This is a genomic window from Hyphomicrobium sp. 2TAF46 (genome assembly GCF_052114865.1).
Lineage (GTDB): Bacteria > Pseudomonadota > Alphaproteobacteria > Rhizobiales > Hyphomicrobiaceae > Hyphomicrobium_B.
The window spans coordinates 260568-277999 of sequence record NZ_JBFRFO010000001.1 but is presented as its reverse complement, the minus strand read 5'-3'; the positions used below and the strand labels follow the sequence as shown (position 1 = coordinate 277999).

Below are 17432 nucleotides of genomic sequence, written 5' to 3'. Positions count from 1 at the left end.
AATCGGCGCTACCTCCGCCCCGCTGTTGCTTGCGATGAGCGCGCTGCTCGTGCGGTTATTTCCGGGCAACGCGACAACAGCCGCCGCCGAGAGCGATAGAGCGATGCTCCGCTCTATCGCTTTCCTGTTCCTGCTTCCTGCGCGAGTCGCCCCATGTCGCCCTGCTCGACAAAGTTATCGCTCAGGATGTCACGATCGCTCCACCGAAGTGTTAGATCGCGCGTTCGGTCACAGATGATTATTCCGGCGCCCCGGAACTAGCCGGCGGTGCAACTGCAGGGGCTACGCTCTGCGGTGCTTGCGCAGGCGCGACGGCCGGTGCAGCTATCGCTGGCGTCGGGGGAGCCGGTGTTGGCGAGGCAGGTTGTGCCGTTTCAACCGGCGCTGTCGGAGCCGAAGGCGCCGTCGTGACGGGTCCTGGGGGTTGAGCAGCCGCTGGCGCTGGCAAAGGAAGCTGTGCGCCTGGCGGTGGATTTGATACGAGCGCCACCTTGGTGAACCCTGCGGAGGTGATCTTGCCCATCACCTCGAGAATGGCTCGATATGGAAGATCCTTGTCAGCACGGACGTGGATGCGCTGATCGAGCCCGTTCTCCGCTTGGTTCAACAGGACAGCAAGCAATTGATCCGGCTGAACTTCAGTCGAGCCGACGAAGTACTTGCCTCCGGCATCGAGCGAGACCGCTATGGGCGGCTTTTGATCGTTGAGCGGTTTCGCCTGCGTCTTGGGCAGATCGACGGGGATGCCGCTCGTCATCAAAGGGGCGGCGACCATGAAGACGATAAGAAGAACCAGCATGACGTCGACCAGCGGCGTCACGTTGATGTCACTCATCGGCGGGTCGTCGAAATCTTCGTCATGCTTACGCAGCGCGACGGCCATGGACTTCACCTTTCGAAAGTTGCCGCGATAGTTCGACTTCGTAGATGCCGACGAGGTTCGTCAGACGCTTGCCGTAGCGGCTGATCCGGCCGCTGATGTTATTGTAGAAGAGCACCGCCGGAATGGCCGCGACGAGACCGAGGGCCGTCGCGAAAAGTGCTTCCGCGATGCCAGGCGCCACGACAGCTAAGCTTGTGTTGTTCGTTGCGGCAATGCCCTGGAAGCTGTTCATGATGCCCCAGACGGTGCCGAAAAGCCCGACGAACGGCGCGACCGAACCAATGCTCGCCAACGACTGCAGACCGGCTCGCAAATTATCTAGCGCGCTCGTTGAGGAAAGCTGTGCGATCCTGTGCACGCGCTCGAGCAGGCTCTCCTGCTGACCCGCCCCGTGCCGCAAGTCTGCGGAGCGCGTGTTTTCATCGACCATCGCCTGATAGACGAAGCGAAGCGGATCGGTGGCCTTCACTTTGAGGAAGGCTTCCGAGAGTTCGGATGTCGAGACGCCATGCCTTAGGCTCTTGAGAAGGCGGTTGGCTCTTCTGTCGACAAGAGTGAGCCGTAGGGACTTCGCAACAATGACACCCCAACTCCATGCAGACGCAAGGATCAGCAGCCCCATCACGACTTTTACGACAATGTCCGCTTGATTGAAGAGCTCCACCGGCGTGGCAATGTGAACCGGGACACCGGTACCCGGACTCGAAAGGGCAGGATCAGACATTGTTCCTCTCAGCTAAATGTTGGTGTTCAAGAGATCACCGGACGCGGTAGACGATGCCGCCGGCAATCCGATAGGAGCTTGCTCCGAGATTGGGCGGCGGCGGAAAGGGAGCCGATTGGGCGAGCGCTTGCGCGACGGCACGGTCAACGGCGGCAACGCCCGACGGCGAAATTGACTTCGAAATGAGTTGGCCTGACGCGCCGATGACGATGACATACCCGACCCGCACCGATTTTTGCGTCAGAGCACCACGTGGAAAGGTGTTGGACGCGATTCGATTGATCCGCTGAAAGACCTTGTTGGCATAGTCGCTCGGAACGGCTCCCGCGGTGCGTGTCGCGCCGGGCTTTCCTTTCGGCTTTTCAGCTGGCCGTTTTGGCGCAGGCTTCTCTTTCACCGGTTCTGGCTTCGGTTCAGGAGGCTTCTCTGGCGCAGGCGGCGGCGGCTGCACCGGCAAAGCTTCCGCTGCTTCTTCAGGGACGGGCGGCGGCGGTTCGGGTGCCGGCTCAGGAGGCTTCTCGGCTATCGGCGGAGGCGGCGGTTCAGGGTGTTGCTCCGGAACGGGCTGAGGTTGCGGCTCCGGCGGGGTCTCAGGTTGCGGTGCTTGCTCGGGCTCCTCGCTCTGCTCGAACGCCATCTCGACTGGCGCCTCAAGGGTCATCGGCGTGGGGCTGAAATCGACGGTCAGGAGCACGGCCAGCACGACAAAGTATGCCCCCATACCCGCCGAAATAAACAAATAGGGCGGCTTGCTCGAAGACATTCGAACAAGGGTGTCGGCGAAGAATGTTGTGTCATGCTCCTGCAGTGGCGGCGCAGGAATAGAATAGGCTTGCGAAGCTCTAGGCATTGATCTGCCCCCACCAAGTTGTTTGGGTGGACGGCAATCTTGCCATCGGCGTTCTATGACGACTGTTGGTCATCGAAATTTCATGCCCTATCCGTCTCAGCATGTTTCCTCGGCCTTCATCGCTATTGGAAAATGTCCATGCGCGATCGCGCATCAGTTGGATTCTTCCAATTTCAACGAATGAAAGACCGGCTCAGAATAAGCTATCTGGCTTGCCTTCTTCCCCGACAGACGGAGTGCATCGAGGATCGCCGGCGTCTCGGTTCTGGCGATCCAGTCCGGCGAGACATCGGCGAAACGGACGACGCGGTGCTGGTCGATGATGATGACGGCCGGTTTGGGCAATTCCCAAGATGATGTTCCGTTCAGCGCCTGGCTCGTGCCGCCGTTCGCCTCAGACGACTTACGGGATGCGTCATTGAAGACATAGGTCAGCCCCAAGGCGCGCGAGAGACCAAGGTTCTCGTCGGAGGCGATCGCGAAAGGAATCTGATGCCGCTTCACGATCTCGTGCAGCAGCGTGATCGGCTGCGGGGAAATACCGATGAGCGGAACCCGCGCCGCCGAGAGGGCGGGCCATAGCGTGTCACGATAATAAGGAAGTGCGATGTTGCACGCTGGGCATCCCGCGAAGCGGAAGAAAATCAAGACGGCCGGGCCGGCAGTCGCGACAGCATCGAGAGAGAGCGGCGTTCCGTCCGTGCGGACCAGTGTCACGTCGGGGAGGATGTCGCCCGTGCTGACGAATGGGTGCTTGCTATGCTCGCGCACAAGCTCTGCACGCTGATTATCGTAGACGGCCAAAGCGTCGGCGGTCCATGTCCGCCGGCGCTCGGAGTCGAGCTCCTGGAAACGCGCGTTGAGAGAAAAGGGAATAGTCCGATTCTGATCAGATGACATACCGCCCGTCCTGCGAGAAAATATCGGTTACCGGAAATTTTCCGTGTAACCCGCTTATTCGACGTCGGCGGGCAGTATGCCTTCAGTCATGACAGAGAGACCAAGGAATTAGTCTCAATGGAAATCTTGTGAAAACTCATCAATCGCCGGCGGCCTGCTCGAGCAACTCGGCCAGATCATGTGCGGTATCGGAAAGTCCGTTGCGGCGCACGAGCACTGTTTCGACTTCCGGCAGCGGCGGCAGTACGCCCGCCGGTAGCAGCGGCAAGCCTTCAGAGGTCGCGAACCGCCGCGTCCGGCAGCTCACGCCGAGGCCGCCGCGCACTCCGGCGCCCAGGGCGGGCAGATTGGGCGTTTCCAAAACAATCCGATAGGCGCGCTTGTTTTCGCCGAGCGTATGCAGTGCCGTGTCGCGAAAACGGCACGGCGATTCCAGGAGCACGAGCGGAAGCTCTTCTAAATCGGCGCTGTCGGGTTGGCCGAGCCAGACCATCCGGTCATGGCCAACCGTTTTCAGGCTCGATCCAATACGATCGCCATGCTGGCCGAGACAGAGGACGAGGTCGAGGCGGGACCGATCGAACATGTCGAGCAACTCGACCGATCCACCGACACGGATGACGATGCGCGCGCGGGGATGCCCGAAATGGAAGCGGCTCAGGACATCCGCAAGGATCGTGTCGGCAAAGTCCTGCACTAGGCCGAGCGTGATCGGCTCCGGATCGAAATCCTGGCCCAGTGCCGATACGATGCGGTCGTTCAGCGCCAGGAGCTGGCGCGCGTGTCCGACTAACTCCTCGCCGGCGGGAGTGAGCGAAAGCTTGCGCCCGTCACGGCGGAACAGCTTCTGTTGCAGCACATCTTCCAGCCGCTTCATCTGAAGGCTGAGCGCTGACTGCGTCAGCAGGATGGTTTCGGTAGCTTGCGCCAGAGAGCCCGCTTCGACGATCGCAATAAAAGAGCGCAGCAAATCGATCGGCATGTTCGTCGCCATCAGGCGAGGCGGCCGTGTCAGGGCAGGTCGTTGAAGTGCGGAAACTCCGGCCATCCAAAATCCTCAAAGGTCCAAATGTGGCGAGCGAATGCGAAATGACTTCCTCGCATGTGATCAAGCTCGTCGCGGTGACGGCGCTGTGCGGCCTCGACATGGCGGCGAGGAACGCCTCGCCATTTCCAGCAATGGGCCAAGTGGGGCGGAAGACACCGAAAGCCCAGATCCGCAGGTGCGCGAACTCTCTGACGCAACTTGCTATTTGCCCATTTTTCTCAAGTGCAGCTAAGGGCACGGTCAGCGGAGGGTCAAATATGTATTTCTTCGTTCGATATGAGATTCGCTGTGTCTACCCCTTCCCCCGCGACCAATGTGCGTGATCCGTAGAGGGTCATACCTCTTTGACAATGATTGCCGGTGGCGTGAAAGCAGACACAGGTGGGACAGGCCCTGTAAATCGCCGGACTTCAACAAGGCAGGTCTGTGCACTGCAGCCTTGCGACAGGGTCGAAGCGCCGCGATCCAGCGTCAATGTGTTGGGGTTGCCGTGCTTCTCGACATCATCGCCGGGATCGAACCACGCGCCTGTCGAGAGGCGCACCACTCCTGGCATAATTGCTTCGCTCAGAAGCGCGCCGGCCAGGCAGCGTCCACGGTCATTGAATAATTCGACCACGTCGCCCTGCGCAATTTCGCGCTTAGCGGCATCCTTCGGATTGAGATAGACGGGTTCACGTCCCGAAATCTTGCCGGCGCGGCTATAGGGACTTTGATCGAGCTGGCTGTGCAGGCGGCGAACCGGCTGGTCGGAGAGGAGATGCAGGGGATATCGCTTCGCCTCGGCGTGTCCCAGCCATTCAAATGGCTCTCGCCAAACCGGATGGCCTGGACAATCCTCAAGCCCGAACGAGGCGATACGCTCGGAGAATATTTCGATCTTGCCCGATGGCGTGGGCAGCGGACAGGATACGGGATCACGGCGAAAGTCAGCGTGCATGACATGGGGCCTGTCATGCCGTGAGTAATCGATGAATCCCGTCTCCCAGAAATCATTGAAATCGGGGAGTTCGATGCCGGCTTCTGCAACCTGCAAGCGGTTTTTCTCGTAAAGGCGCCGGAGCCAGCCGGAGACTTCAAGCCCCTCGGTATAATCCGCCTCCAGGCCGAGACGACGGGCAAGTCCGGAGAATATCGCGAAGTCATCTCGGGCGTCGCCATATGGCGCAACCGCGCGCCGCATCGCGATCAAATATCCCTCGCGCGTTGCAAAGCCGATGTCATCGCGCTCGAGGCTGATCGTCGCCGGCAGGACGATGTCTGCGTGACGCGCAACCGGGGTCCAATATTGCTCGTGAACGATAATTGTTTCCGGCTTTTCCCAGGCCCGGCGGAGGCGGTTCAGATTCTGATGGTGATGAAAGGGATTGCCGCCTGCCCAATGCACCAGCCGAATGTCAGGATAACGGTGGAGGCCGCCGTTGTAACGAAACGTCCCGCCCGGATGAAGCAGCATATCGGCAAAACGTGCGACTGGAATAAATGCCGATACCGCATTCCTGCCCTGCGGCAGGGTCGGGCCGGGGACGCGCGGATGGCTGCTCCCCATCGTATTCATCGCGCCGTAGCCAAGCCCATAGCCGCCACCCGGCAGCCCGATCTGTCCCAACATCGCCGCCAACGTCACCAGCATCCAGAAAGGCTGCTCGCCATGCGCTGCGCGTTGAAGCGCCCAGGCAATATTGAGCATGGTGCGCTTGCCAAGCATCTCGCGGGCGAGTCGTTCTATTCGCACCGCCGATACGCCGGTAATACGCGCAGCCCAGGCCGGGGTTTTGGCTATTCCATCTGTCACGCCCGTCAAATAGGGCAGGAAGCGGTCGAAGCCGACCGTGTGGCTGTCAAGGAAGCTACGATCGAAACGCGAGTCATTCAGCACGACATGCGCTAAAGCCAGCAGCATCGCCGTATCAGTATTGGGCCGAATTGGAATCCATTCGTCGGAAGCGCCGTCTTCGAGGCTGTCTTTGACAGGACTGATATTGACGATATGGGCGCCGGCGTTCCGCATCCGCTGCAGGCCATCACGCGCCCGATGCCGTCCGGCGCCGCCCGGTGAGACGCGCGTGTTCTTGAGCGGCATCCCGCCGAAACTCACGAATAATTCGCAATGCGCCGCCAGCACGTCCCAGGACGTATGAGACACATTGGATTCGTCCATTCCGGCCGCGATGTAGGGCATGAGCACGCGCGCCGCGCCAAGACTGTAGGAGTCCACGCTGCGCACGTAGCCGCCGACATTATTATAAAACCGATGCAAGTGACTCTGCGCGTGATGAAAGCGGCCGGCGCTCGACCATCCGTATGATCCGCCAAAGATCGCCTCATTGCCATGGGAGGCGCTGATTCTTGCAATCTCGCTGGCCGCGAGATCGAGCGCGGTCTCCCAATCGACTTCTACAAAGCGTTCTCTTCCTCGCTTTGAGGGGTTTGTCCCTGCTCCCGCTTCGAGCCAGCTTTCGCGGATCGCGGGTCGCGCAATTCGCAAGGCGGTGACGGATGGGTCGAGTTGGTCTAGCCCAATCGAATTGGGATCGGGGTCGAGCGAAAACGATCGAAGCTTCGGCCGATCTTCGGACGGGTTCGGATCGATCTCGTAGATGCCCCAATGTGCGGCTGAATATCGATGCTCAATCATGGGTTCGACGCACGAAGCTCAAAGCGCGAGCCTATCCCGCAAATGGAATGGAGCAGCGTCCGCTTCGGGAAGAAGTCCGCGCTTTCGCAGCAATGGCGTTAGAAATTCGAGAAAATCGTCGTAAATCCCAGGCGAACTCGCTGAGCTGATGTTGAACCCATCAAGCCCCGTCTGCTCGGATATTTCGACCAACCTGTCCACGACCTCTTCCGGCGTACCAATGACCGTGAATGGTGACTGCTGATTGCGAACATGATCGATATAATCCTGGATGGTGACGTCGTGTCTGCCGTTCACCGATCGCAAGGGCCTCGTGGTTCCATAGGTTTTCAATTCCGAGAGAAGCATATCCCGTGGATACTGCCGGATGTCTATGCCGTTCCATGCAAGCACGCTTTCATCACTTTGAAATTGTGCCTGGCGATCTATTTTCCGTTGCGCCTCCTCGCGCGTCTTCGCGACGCCGATAGTGACGCCCGTAAATATGCGCGGACGATTCCGGCCGGCTGCCGCGGCCATAAGCTCGAGCTTTTTGATATTGGCCGCGAGCCCTTCCAGGGTTCCTGCATTGGTGTAGAGCGCCTCTGAGTGACGTATGGCGAAATCAAAGCCCGTCTCGGACGCAGTTGCCTGGAAATAGACGGGCTTGCCTTGCGGCGACGGTTCGGTCTGGTGCGGGCCCCGAACGTTGAAATACTGACCGCGGTGATTGATCGGATGCACCTTGGCCGGATCGACATAAATTCCCGCATTTTTATCGCGTACGAGAGCCCCCGGCTTCCACGACTCGAGCCAAAGCTTTTCCAGCACCTCGATATATTCGTCGGCCCGCTTATAACGCTCGCCATGCGAAATCTGCTCGTCGAGCCCGAAATTCGCGGCAGCACTGTCAAGGTAGGAGGTGACGATATTCCAGCCGATCCGGCCGCCGGTGAAGTGATCGAGCGTGCTGAAGCGCCGCGCCAATAGGAAAGGCGGCTCATAGGTGCTCGACGCGGTGACGACAAAACCAAGCTTTTCAGTTACCGAAGCCAAAGCCGAGACGAGAACGAACGGATCGCCCAAGGGAAAGACATGCGCGTCCCGCACTGACAATTCGGGTCCCGTTTCGCGCGTCTCGAACACGCCGAGTACGTCGGCGAAGAAGATCGCATCGAACCCCGCAGCCTCCAGGAGCTGGGCCTGCTTCTGCCAATAACGTAGGTTCGTCGGATCGCGGACGTTGTCGGGATCGCGCCAGGCACCGCGATCGCCGGGACTCAGCATTTGAAAAGCCGTAAAATGCAGAGCTTTGCTCATGTCGTTGATCCTCTTTGCCACCAATCACGCAGGTGACCCGAATATGTCGAGCAAGGTTTCGCCGCGCGTCAGTCGCGCTATCGTTGTTTTCTCATTTTCTTGCCGGCGAAGAGACTCGTTCACGATCGCTTCCAATCGAGCGGGCGAACACACGAAGATTCCGCTGTCGTCGGCAAGCACGGCGTCGCCGGGAGAGATAACGACACCACCCACGGAAACCGGTACATTGATTGCGCCCTCGACCGGCAATTTGCCTTTGACCGTTATGGGCGATGCGCCGCTGCACCAGCACGGTATCCCGTGATCCCGCTGCTCCTGCAGATCGGTTGTTGGGCCGTCAATCACTATACCAACGACACCCGCGAGCTTGGCAGCGTAGCTCGTGACATAGCCCCAGTTGGCATGTTTTGATTCACCGCAGCGATCAACGACGATGAAATCTCCGGGACGTGCATTGGAGATCAAATAGGAAGACAGGCTGCCGACGATGCTCGGCGCACGCAAGGTAATCGCTGTACCTGCGACACGCACGCCCGGCAAAACCGGGCGCAGATGGTTATGGAGAAACCCCTCATATTCGAAATGCCCGATGGTTCCGGTCTCGCATTGCGCAAACCGTTTGACAAGATCCGCGGATATTTGCGGCGGAAACGGATTGACGAATGCGGGCATTTCAAACTCCCTAAGGGTGGATATTCTCGTTGGGTAGGCGGTTGAGGATGAATTCATTCCTCAGTGTTCGATACGTGGATCGATCCAGACCTGGATCAAATCCACGATGATATTGGCAAGGATCACAAAGAATGCGGAAAGGACGAGAATTGCGGTCAATACGGTGAAGTCCCGCTTCAGGACTGCTTCGAACGCCAAACGTCCCATGCCAGGCCAGTTGAAAACCGTCTCGATGGTGACGGCGCCGCCAAGCATTGCCCCGATACGATTTCCGGCGACCGCCGTAAGCGGCAGCAAGGCGTTTCTGAGCATGTGCTTCCAGACGATCGTATGCCGATCTAGGCCCTTGGCGACCGCAGTCCGGATATAATCTTGGCTCTGTACTTCGAGCATGGATGCCCGAACCAGGCGTGCATCGACTGCGATGTAGAAGAGAGCCAGCGTCAAGGCCGGCAAGACAAGATGGCGAAGCCTGTCTCCGATCCAGGCTGCGCCGGAGAGATCAAGTTCCAAGGATCGAGAACCACCGAGCGGAAGCCAATTTAGCCAGACGGCGAAGACTTCGATCAGAAGCAGTCCCGTCCAGAACGCGGGAACCGAATAGAGCAAAAGCAAGCCAGCGGAAATCAGCTGATCAAGCGCGCTACCCTTTGCATAGCCTGAGATCACTCCGGCCAGGATGCCAATGCCCATCGCGACGACAAAAGCTGTACCCGCCAGCAAGCACGTCGACGGAAGGCGTTCCCCGATCAGGCTGGCGACAGGCATGTTATAGATATACGAATAGCCAAAATCGAGCCGCGCGAGATTGATGATATAATCCAAAAGCTGTTCGGCGCTGCTCCGATCGAGGCCAAGATCGTGACGCCATTTCGCTATATCGCTTTGGTTTGAAAGCGCCACCTGCGAAGCCATGACATCGACCGCATCGCCAGGAATCAATCTCAGCAGCAGAAAACTCACCACGATCGCCGCGAGCAATGTCGGCAGCGCGCGAAATGGAATGGACAGAAGAATGCGGCCGGACATGACAAGACCGCGTCGAAGACCAGAAAATTTCATGTTGCACTCGGATCGATGGAGACATCGGCAAAGTTTCCGGCGAGGCCGTCGACGGTCACGGTGTGGTCGCGGACTTTCCGATGATAGATCGTGTAACTGTCGAGAGACAAAAGATTGATGTGCGGAAGATCCTGATCCACGATGAGCTGGAATTCGCGATATTGCGCGATCCGCTTGTTGAGATCGATTTCGCTGGATGCCGCTTCGAGGAGTTCATCGACGCGCGGGTTATGATAATGGGGACCGTTGGAAAACGGTATTCCGGGATGAAACATCCGGGACCAGTATAATTTATGTACACCGACAGTCGGATCGTAATCATTGGCCACGGAGACCTGCGCAAGCCCGAAATCACGTTGCGTGTAAAGGCGGCGAACATAGGCGCCGAAATCCTGCGCGCGGATCGTGACATGAATGCCCACATCGGCGAGCGACGCACGAACATACTTCGCAAGCTGATGATAGCCGTCTCCATAGGGGAGATAGTCAAAGTCTATCCTGAGCCGGATTCCGCCAGAGCGCCGCGGCAGGTTCGCGTCGTCCAACAAGGCATTCGCCCGCGCCAGGTCGTAGGGATATCCCGGCACATCGGTATGAAAGGGTTTCAGGCTCGGCACGATGGGGCTGCTCGACACGACGCCGCGACCGTACCAGATGATATCCAGCATACGCGGAACATTGATTGCGTGAGCAATCGCCTGGCGCACGGCGAGCTTGTCAAAAGGAGGGCGCTCGAGATTGAACATGAGAAATGTCAAGGATCCGAGCCATGCATAGCCTTGATGCTCCGAGCGCAAATGCGGTAGTCGCAGAATCCGATTGACCTCATTGGGTGGAACCGGGGTGGCGCCGATGTCGACATCTCCCGTCTCGAAGGCGGCAACGCGCGCATTGCCGTCGGCAATGATCTTGAAGATCAGGCGGTCGATATAAGGCTTCGGTTGATCCCAATAGTCTGGATTGCGCACGAGCGTGATGTGGCTTCCGCGCTCCCAATTGAGAAATTTGAACGGGCCGGTTCCAACCGGAGCATTGTTGATCGGATTTGTCCGCGGGTCTTTATCCGCATAGAGATGCTTTGGCACAATGGGCGAGAATTCCGCGCGAAGTGCGCCCAGAAGCGCGGGCGACGGTGACGACAAATGTATGATGGCGGTATGCTCATCCGGCGTTTCGACGTCGCTTACATTGACCAGCGTCGCCGAACCGTAAGGATGAAACTTTTTCAACGTCAGGATGGAATAGGCGACATCAGCCGATGTCAGAGGCTGACCATCGTGCCAGCGCACATTCGGACGCAATGAGAAGCCATAAGTCTTGCGATCCGGGCTTATCCACCAGCTCGTTGCGAGCTGCGGCTTGGGATTCCCCTCAAGATCGAATGCAACCAATCCCTCCTGAAGCTTTGGGCTCACGTTGCGTGTCGGTCCCGAATAAGCGATAGCGCTCAGGGCAATCGGTTCGCCGGCCAGAAGCATGGTCAGAACGCCGCCGCGCGCCGGGGTCGCCGATACTCGCTTCGCAGACAACAGGCCGGCTATGCCGGCAGTGGCCCCAAGATTGAATGACCGGCGCGAGATTCCCGTCATGATCATATCGCTCCCAGATCGTTGACGGCACGACGCGACAATCGTGCAGGAGCAACCTCATCTGCCTGCGTGTGATGACAAGCGATAAAATGATCGTGGCCGGTCACATGCAGATCCGGCTCAACCTCACGGCAAAGGCTGGTGGCCAGCGGACAACGCCTGTGAAACCGGCATCCGGTATCCGCGGTTTCGGTGCCTGATGCCTCGGTCGAGGGCAGCTCGATGTGCCTGCGTCCCTGTCCCGGAATCGATTCGAACAAGAGCCGCGTATAAGGATGAAGCGGGTTCGCCTGCAATGCTGCACGGTCGGCCAGCTCGACGATGCGTCCGAGATACAAGACCGCGACGCGGTCTGACAGGAAATTCACGCTGCGCATGTCATGTGAAATAAAAAGATATGCGAACCGGTGATGGTCCTGAAGGTCGGCCAGCAGATTGAGCACCTGCGCCTGCATCGAAATATCGAGAGACGAAACCGGCTCGTCGAGAACCAGAATTTCGGGTTTCAGAAGCAGAACGCGCGCAATTCCGACCCGCTGTTTTTGGCCGCCCGAAAGGGCGTGGGGATAGCGTGTGAGAATACTGGTTGTTAAATTTACCTGATCAAGCGCCTCGGCGATCCGTGCGATGCGCTCCGGACGCGGCACGCCCCGAATTTTCAGCGGTGTTTCGAGAATGCGCTGGATCGTTTGCAAAGGATTGAGGGCGGATCCTGAATCCTGAAAGACCATTTGCATACGGGACCGCAGCGCCCTGATGGAGCGATGCCGCCGCGCAAGATCGATACCATCGAGGCGGATCGTGCCCGAGGATATTGGCACAAGCCCGATCGCGGCTTTTGCGAGCGTCGATTTGCCTGAGCCTGACTCTCCAACCAGCGCGAGGGTTTCCCCTGCCTCTATCGCAAAGGACACGCGATCGAGCGCCTTGCGCCGTTCTCGGGCCTGTCGATAGACGACCTCGACATTTTCAAATGACAGTAGCGGCAAGAGACACACTGGGCTTGACGACAGGACATGCGGCAAGATGCGATCCTGCCCCAACGGAGAAAAGTGCTGGCTTCGCCGAAAGGCAGCTTGCTTCGGCCAGGTCGCAGCGTGCTGCATAGCGACATCCAGCTGCCGACGCTGTCACAACCGCGCCAGAACGCCCTTCGAACAGCCGTCCGGTGCGATGCGTTGGACCGCCATTTAACGGCGGTATCGATGCCAGAAGGCACTGCGTGTAGGGATGAAACGGAGCCGAGAAAAGCGATCGCGTCGGCGCGGTCTCGCAAATCTGACCACCATACATGACGACAACACGATCCGCCCAATCAGCAACAAGGCTGAGATCGTGAGTGATCAGCAAAATGCTCATCGACAAATCCCGGCGCAGCTTGTCCAGAAGCTCAAGGACCTGCGCCTGGGTCGTGACGTCCAGTGCGGTCGTGGGCTCATCCGCCACGAGCAGGCGTGGATTGCAGGAAATCGCCATCGCGATCATCACGCGCTGCCGCATTCCGCCAGAAAACTGATGCGGAAAATCGTCGATGCGCCGATGTGGGTCGGGGATGGCCACCAGATCCAGAAGTTCGATGGCGTGCCGCCGCGCCGCCTTCGCCGACATATTCCGGTGCCGGCGCAAGGTCTCGACGATCTGCGAGCCGATGCTCCATACTGGATTGAGCGCCGTCGAGGGATCCTGAAATATGATCGATACGGCGCTACCGCGCAGATCATTGAGCTCGTTCTCCGGCAGGGTCAGGATGTCCCGGCCGCCGAGAAGAACTTTTCCGGCGACGGTGCAGCCCTTGTCGGGCAGCAGACGGAGTAGAGACAGCGCCACCGTGGACTTTCCGCAGCCGGATTCACCCACGAGCGCGAGAATTTCATTCTCTTGAATGGAGAAATCTATGCCGTCGACGATCAGATGCTCACCGAAGTGCACGGACAGTCCACGAATATCTGCGATAAGTCCGCTCACGACGACGATCTCGCATTCAACACATGACTCAAGCCGTCTCCAACGAGATTGAATGCGAAAACGGTGGTCGCGATGGCGGTGCCGGGAATGGCGATCAGATACCAGTCAGACCGCATGTAATCGCGCCCTTCCGCGATCATGCTTCCCCAGCTCACGACATTCGGATCGCCAAGTCCGATGAATGACAAGGCCGATTCCAACAAAATTGCGGAGGCAATCATAAGGGAGATGTTGGCGACGATCGGGGTTATCGCATTGGGCAGAATCTCGATGGCGATTATCCGCGCATCGCTGTATCCGAGTGTTCGCGCCGCGAGAACGTAATCACGTTGACGCAAGGTGCGAAACTGCGCCCTGGTTATGCGCGCGACAGACACCCACGACGTTGCCGCAATGGCAGCTATGATAACGACGATCGACGGTTCAAAGACGCAGACAAGCGCCATGACAAGAAGAAAGGTTGGTACCGTCTGGAACAGCTCGGTCAATCGGGTCAGTAGATCATCAACAAGACCACCAAAATACCCGCCTAGAGCGCCGATTATCGTACCGATAAAAACACCCACTGTGACCGAGCCAATTCCGATCATGACCGATATGCCGGCCCCGTGCATCAGCTCGGCCGCCAAGTCGCGTCCTAAACCATCAGTGCCCAGCATATAGCGTGCATCCTCGCCGGGGCGAATGAGAGCGGGGGCGACCATGCTCTGCGGATCGCCGGGGTAGAGAAACGGCGCGAGAATGATGACCGCCGCGAGAACCGATAGCAGCGTTGCTCCAGAAACAAGCGAGTTGTTGTCGTATGATTTCTTGAGCAACGCTACCATTGCGGTCCCGATCTGAGCTGTGCGATCGACGGATCTATGTCCTTGCATCCTTTGAGCTAGAACGAATATTTCAAGCTCGTAAATATTGTGCGCGGCTCGTTGTAGTAGGCGCCCCTGTAGAGAAGCGTCCCAGTCCCTGGCTGCACGACATAGTTCGCCCACTGCGGATAACGTTCGTCGAGAGCGTTCCGCAGATCGATCCGAAACGTCCAATGGGTGTCCGCCGTTGTGTAGCTAAGGAACCCATTGATGAGTGTCTGGTCCGGAATCTGGTTGACGCTGTTGTTCAATGCGTCGTTGAAGGTGGCCGACTTGTATTGCACGTTGCCGCCGACGCGATACGTGCCGGGTAAATCAACGGGAACGGTGTAGGTCAGTCCCAAGAAGCCCTGCCACGTCGGAGAGTTCGGCAAACGGGCGCCGTCAAACGGCGTCGAATTAAGAACGAGACCATTCGCATAGGTGACCGTCTTCGCTATGCCCGCAAAATCATCGAGCTGCGCATCGAGATAGCCGCCACTCAGATTGACGTCGAGGCCCGGGAGAATATCCAGAATCGACGATTCCAGCTCGACGCCCTTAGAATGACCCGAACCGGCGTTGAAGCGGCGGCTGATCAGCGAAACCGGATCCGTCGTCGTCAATTGCACGTCATCGATGGCGTCATAAAAGACCGCGCCATTTAACGTGACTTTGTTGTTCAGGAGCGAAGTACGGAAACCCAACTCATAATTTTTAACGACCTCGGGACCATAAGGCAGGCTGCTCTGTAGCCGCGAGCTTGCAAACGGCGTCAAACCGCCGAAGTCAAATCCGCCAGTTTTCTGGCCCTTTGAGAAGGTCGCATAAGTCGAAAATTCCGGCCTCCATTGATATTCGATGGATGCCTTCGGCGTGAACATCTGCCAGGAATCCTTGGCGTTCGCTGTCCAGTTCAATGACGTTCCTGCCGGCACGGAACCGATCGGTTGGTTCGCGGTGCTATAGAGCAGTGCCTGATCCAGAAGCCAGTCCGACGTACGGAATCCTGCTGAGCCACCCAACGAATAGTTTTCTACCGTTTGATGTGCCGAATTATAGTTCCAGCGGCCGCCAAGAGTCAGCGACAGCGCGTCCGTCACCTTGAGCGTCCCTTGACCGAAAAATGCCAGCTCCCTCTCGTCCGTCTTGAGGAGATTATAAACTGGATAATAGACTGAGGCATTTGGATCAGGAGCGAGCGTCGTGCTTCCGTTGTTCCCACCCTGGCGCAGCCAGTTTTCCTTCGACAGCCAGTTGCCGACAACGAAATTGAAACGATCATATTGTCCGCTGAGGCGTGTTTCCTGGGTCACCGAGCGATCGTCGTAAGAGAGCACACCTATGCCTCTCGCATAGGGATCTCCGGTGTTGTCGAATACGGTATCAGACCGGTAGCCGCGATATGCGGTGATTGATTTCAGTTTCAATTCGTCGGTCAATGCATATGACACGACATTCGAAGCACCGAATTGGCGATATTTATTCCAAGGATCGACATTGCTGTAAGCGACGTTCGGATCGGTCGATCGGGATCGATCGCTCCACAAGGTTGCGTCGCTGTTGTCCAACGTGGAGTCGAGCTTCGTGATGATCTCGAGTTTCTCGTTGGGTGTGAAGCGCAGCTTGCCCCTCAAATCCGTTATGTCGATGTTGTTACCCTCGCGGCCGTTGCTCACGTTATCGGTGTATCCATCACGCTGACGATGTTGGAAAGCCAGACTTCCGTACAGCAACCCCGGCAGAATCGGACCGCTGAGCGCAGCGCCCGTCTTGACTTCATTGTAGGAGCCGTACCCGGTAAGAAGAGTTCCGGTGAATTTGTCAGTCGGCTCCGTCGTATGAACACTGATGGTTCCTGCCTCCGCGCTATGGCCGAATGTAAAGCCTTGCGGACCGCGCGAGATATCGATCGTGTCGAGATCGATAAAATTAAAATTCGCGCCTTGCGTGCGCGGGATATAGACATCATCGATATAGATCGGAATCGACGGACGGCCTTGCTGATGAAGCTCGCCGAATCCCCGCATAAAAACGGTGACATGTGACGGCGTGATGCCCGTTTGCGGCATAAACACGCCTGGCGTAACAGCGACGATGTCGCTGAGTTTGCCGAGGGCCAACGTATCGACCGTCTTGGCGCCCAATGTCGTGCCCGCCGATGTTGGATCGGGCGGCGGCGGGAGCGCATCGTCCTGCGCTGAAACGACGACGTCCTGTATCGTGGTTCCCGGTAACGTGGATTCCAGTGCCGTGGATCCCTGCGCCCCGGCTTGCTGTGTTGTTGCTTTCTGCGTCGTTGTTTGTTGTGTCGAGGCTTCCTGGGCGTCGGCCCGGGACAAGCCGAAATTCGTGACTGCCAGTACGGCCACGAGGCTATATCCCAGCGGCTGCCGAATGGATTTTTTACTGAACACGCGATGCGAACCGAACATTAAAACGTCCCCCGATTTTGATCCCCTCGGGCCTTGCGATCCCCACCACAGGCCTTGAGATCCGCAAATGAACACCCTCAGGGGCGGCCAAAAAAAGCGAGGAATGCAAAGCTGGCAGTTTGAGAAAACTGAAGTCTCAGCGCTGCGAGCAACCGCTCGTGATCCGGCGTCAGGGGGGAAATGCGGCTGCATCACAAGGAAGCCGCCGTCGGTGCTGTGGGACCGGGCCCGCCGTCCGGGGCGGAAGTGCCCCCGCATTTCGTGTCATCGCGGGAGCAGAGTGCCGCGTAGGCTCGTGCGCCCAAGTTGCCGCAACAGCGGCCCCGAGCTGTCAGCGTCGAGCGAAGCGAATCCATTCAGGGCCGGGACCGGCCCCCAGCCCGGTATTCAATCCGCTACGCGCTTGCTACGCAATCGGCCACGCGTGTGCCATGCCGACGCGGAGAGGAAGAGTGATTTCGTTGTGAAAAAAAATGAAATGTGCCTTGAGCATTCTTAACTTGCTCGTCCCTGCGCCCCTGC

General features: G+C 58.2%; 14 protein-coding genes. All 14 read right to left on the bottom strand.

Annotated features, from left to right (window positions below):
* Positions 1-238: 238 nt before the first annotated feature.
* On the bottom strand, positions 239-883 hold the full coding sequence (locus AB4Z24_RS01255; RefSeq protein WP_441705281.1) for an ExbD/TolR family protein: 645 nt from the start codon (positions 881-883) through the stop codon (positions 239-241).
* Positions 864-1607, bottom strand: coding sequence for a MotA/TolQ/ExbB proton channel family protein (locus AB4Z24_RS01250; RefSeq protein ID WP_441705280.1), 744 nt, complete (start codon positions 1605-1607; stop codon positions 864-866). Before AB4Z24_RS01250 ends, AB4Z24_RS01255 begins: the two co-directional genes overlap by 20 nt.
* Positions 1608-1641: 34 nt before the next feature.
* Positions 1642-2457, bottom strand: a complete 816-nt coding sequence (locus AB4Z24_RS01245) for a TonB C-terminal domain-containing protein (protein WP_441705278.1) — start codon at positions 2455-2457, stop codon at positions 1642-1644.
* Between the two features lie 153 nt (positions 2458-2610).
* On the bottom strand, positions 2611-3357 hold the full coding sequence (locus tag AB4Z24_RS01240; protein WP_441705276.1) for a peroxiredoxin-like family protein: 747 nt from the start codon (positions 3355-3357) through the stop codon (positions 2611-2613).
* A gap of 139 nt (positions 3358-3496) precedes the next feature.
* A complete protein-coding gene (locus tag AB4Z24_RS01235; RefSeq protein ID WP_441705274.1) occupies positions 3497-4339 on the bottom strand; it encodes a LysR substrate-binding domain-containing protein in 843 nt (280 codons plus the stop codon).
* Between the two features lie 400 nt (positions 4340-4739).
* Positions 4740-7043 (bottom strand): molybdopterin-dependent oxidoreductase, encoded by a 2304-nt coding sequence (locus tag AB4Z24_RS01230; protein ID WP_441705272.1) that lies wholly within the window; start codon positions 7041-7043, stop codon positions 4740-4742.
* Between the two features lie 18 nt (positions 7044-7061).
* Entirely contained in the window at positions 7062-8342 is a 1281-nt protein-coding gene (locus AB4Z24_RS01225; RefSeq protein WP_441705270.1) for an NtaA/DmoA family FMN-dependent monooxygenase, read from the bottom strand.
* Positions 8343-8366: 24 nt separating this feature from the next.
* Entirely contained in the window at positions 8367-9014 is a 648-nt protein-coding gene (locus AB4Z24_RS01220) for an RraA family protein (RefSeq protein WP_441705268.1), read from the bottom strand.
* 60 nt (positions 9015-9074) lie between these two features.
* Positions 9075-10076: an ABC transporter permease gene (locus AB4Z24_RS01215; protein WP_441705266.1), complete on the bottom strand. Its 1002-nt coding sequence runs from the start codon at positions 10074-10076 to the stop codon at positions 9075-9077.
* On the bottom strand, positions 10073-11665 hold the full coding sequence (locus AB4Z24_RS01210) for an ABC transporter substrate-binding protein (RefSeq protein ID WP_441705264.1): 1593 nt from the start codon (positions 11663-11665) through the stop codon (positions 10073-10075). Before AB4Z24_RS01210 ends, AB4Z24_RS01215 begins: the two co-directional genes overlap by 4 nt.
* A gap of 2 nt (positions 11666-11667) precedes the next feature.
* Positions 11668-12579, bottom strand: a complete 912-nt coding sequence (locus tag AB4Z24_RS01205) for an oligopeptide/dipeptide ABC transporter ATP-binding protein (protein WP_441705262.1) — start codon at positions 12577-12579, stop codon at positions 11668-11670.
* Between the two features lie 55 nt (positions 12580-12634).
* On the bottom strand, positions 12635-13630 hold the full coding sequence (locus tag AB4Z24_RS01200) for an ABC transporter ATP-binding protein (RefSeq protein WP_441705260.1): 996 nt from the start codon (positions 13628-13630) through the stop codon (positions 12635-12637).
* Entirely contained in the window at positions 13627-14457 is an 831-nt protein-coding gene (locus AB4Z24_RS01195) for an ABC transporter permease (RefSeq protein WP_441705259.1), read from the bottom strand. Before AB4Z24_RS01195 ends, AB4Z24_RS01200 begins: the two co-directional genes overlap by 4 nt.
* Before the next feature lie 56 nt (positions 14458-14513).
* Entirely contained in the window at positions 14514-16847 is a 2334-nt protein-coding gene (locus tag AB4Z24_RS01190) for a TonB-dependent receptor (RefSeq protein WP_441705257.1), read from the bottom strand.
* Between the last annotated feature and the right edge of the window lie 585 nt (positions 16848-17432).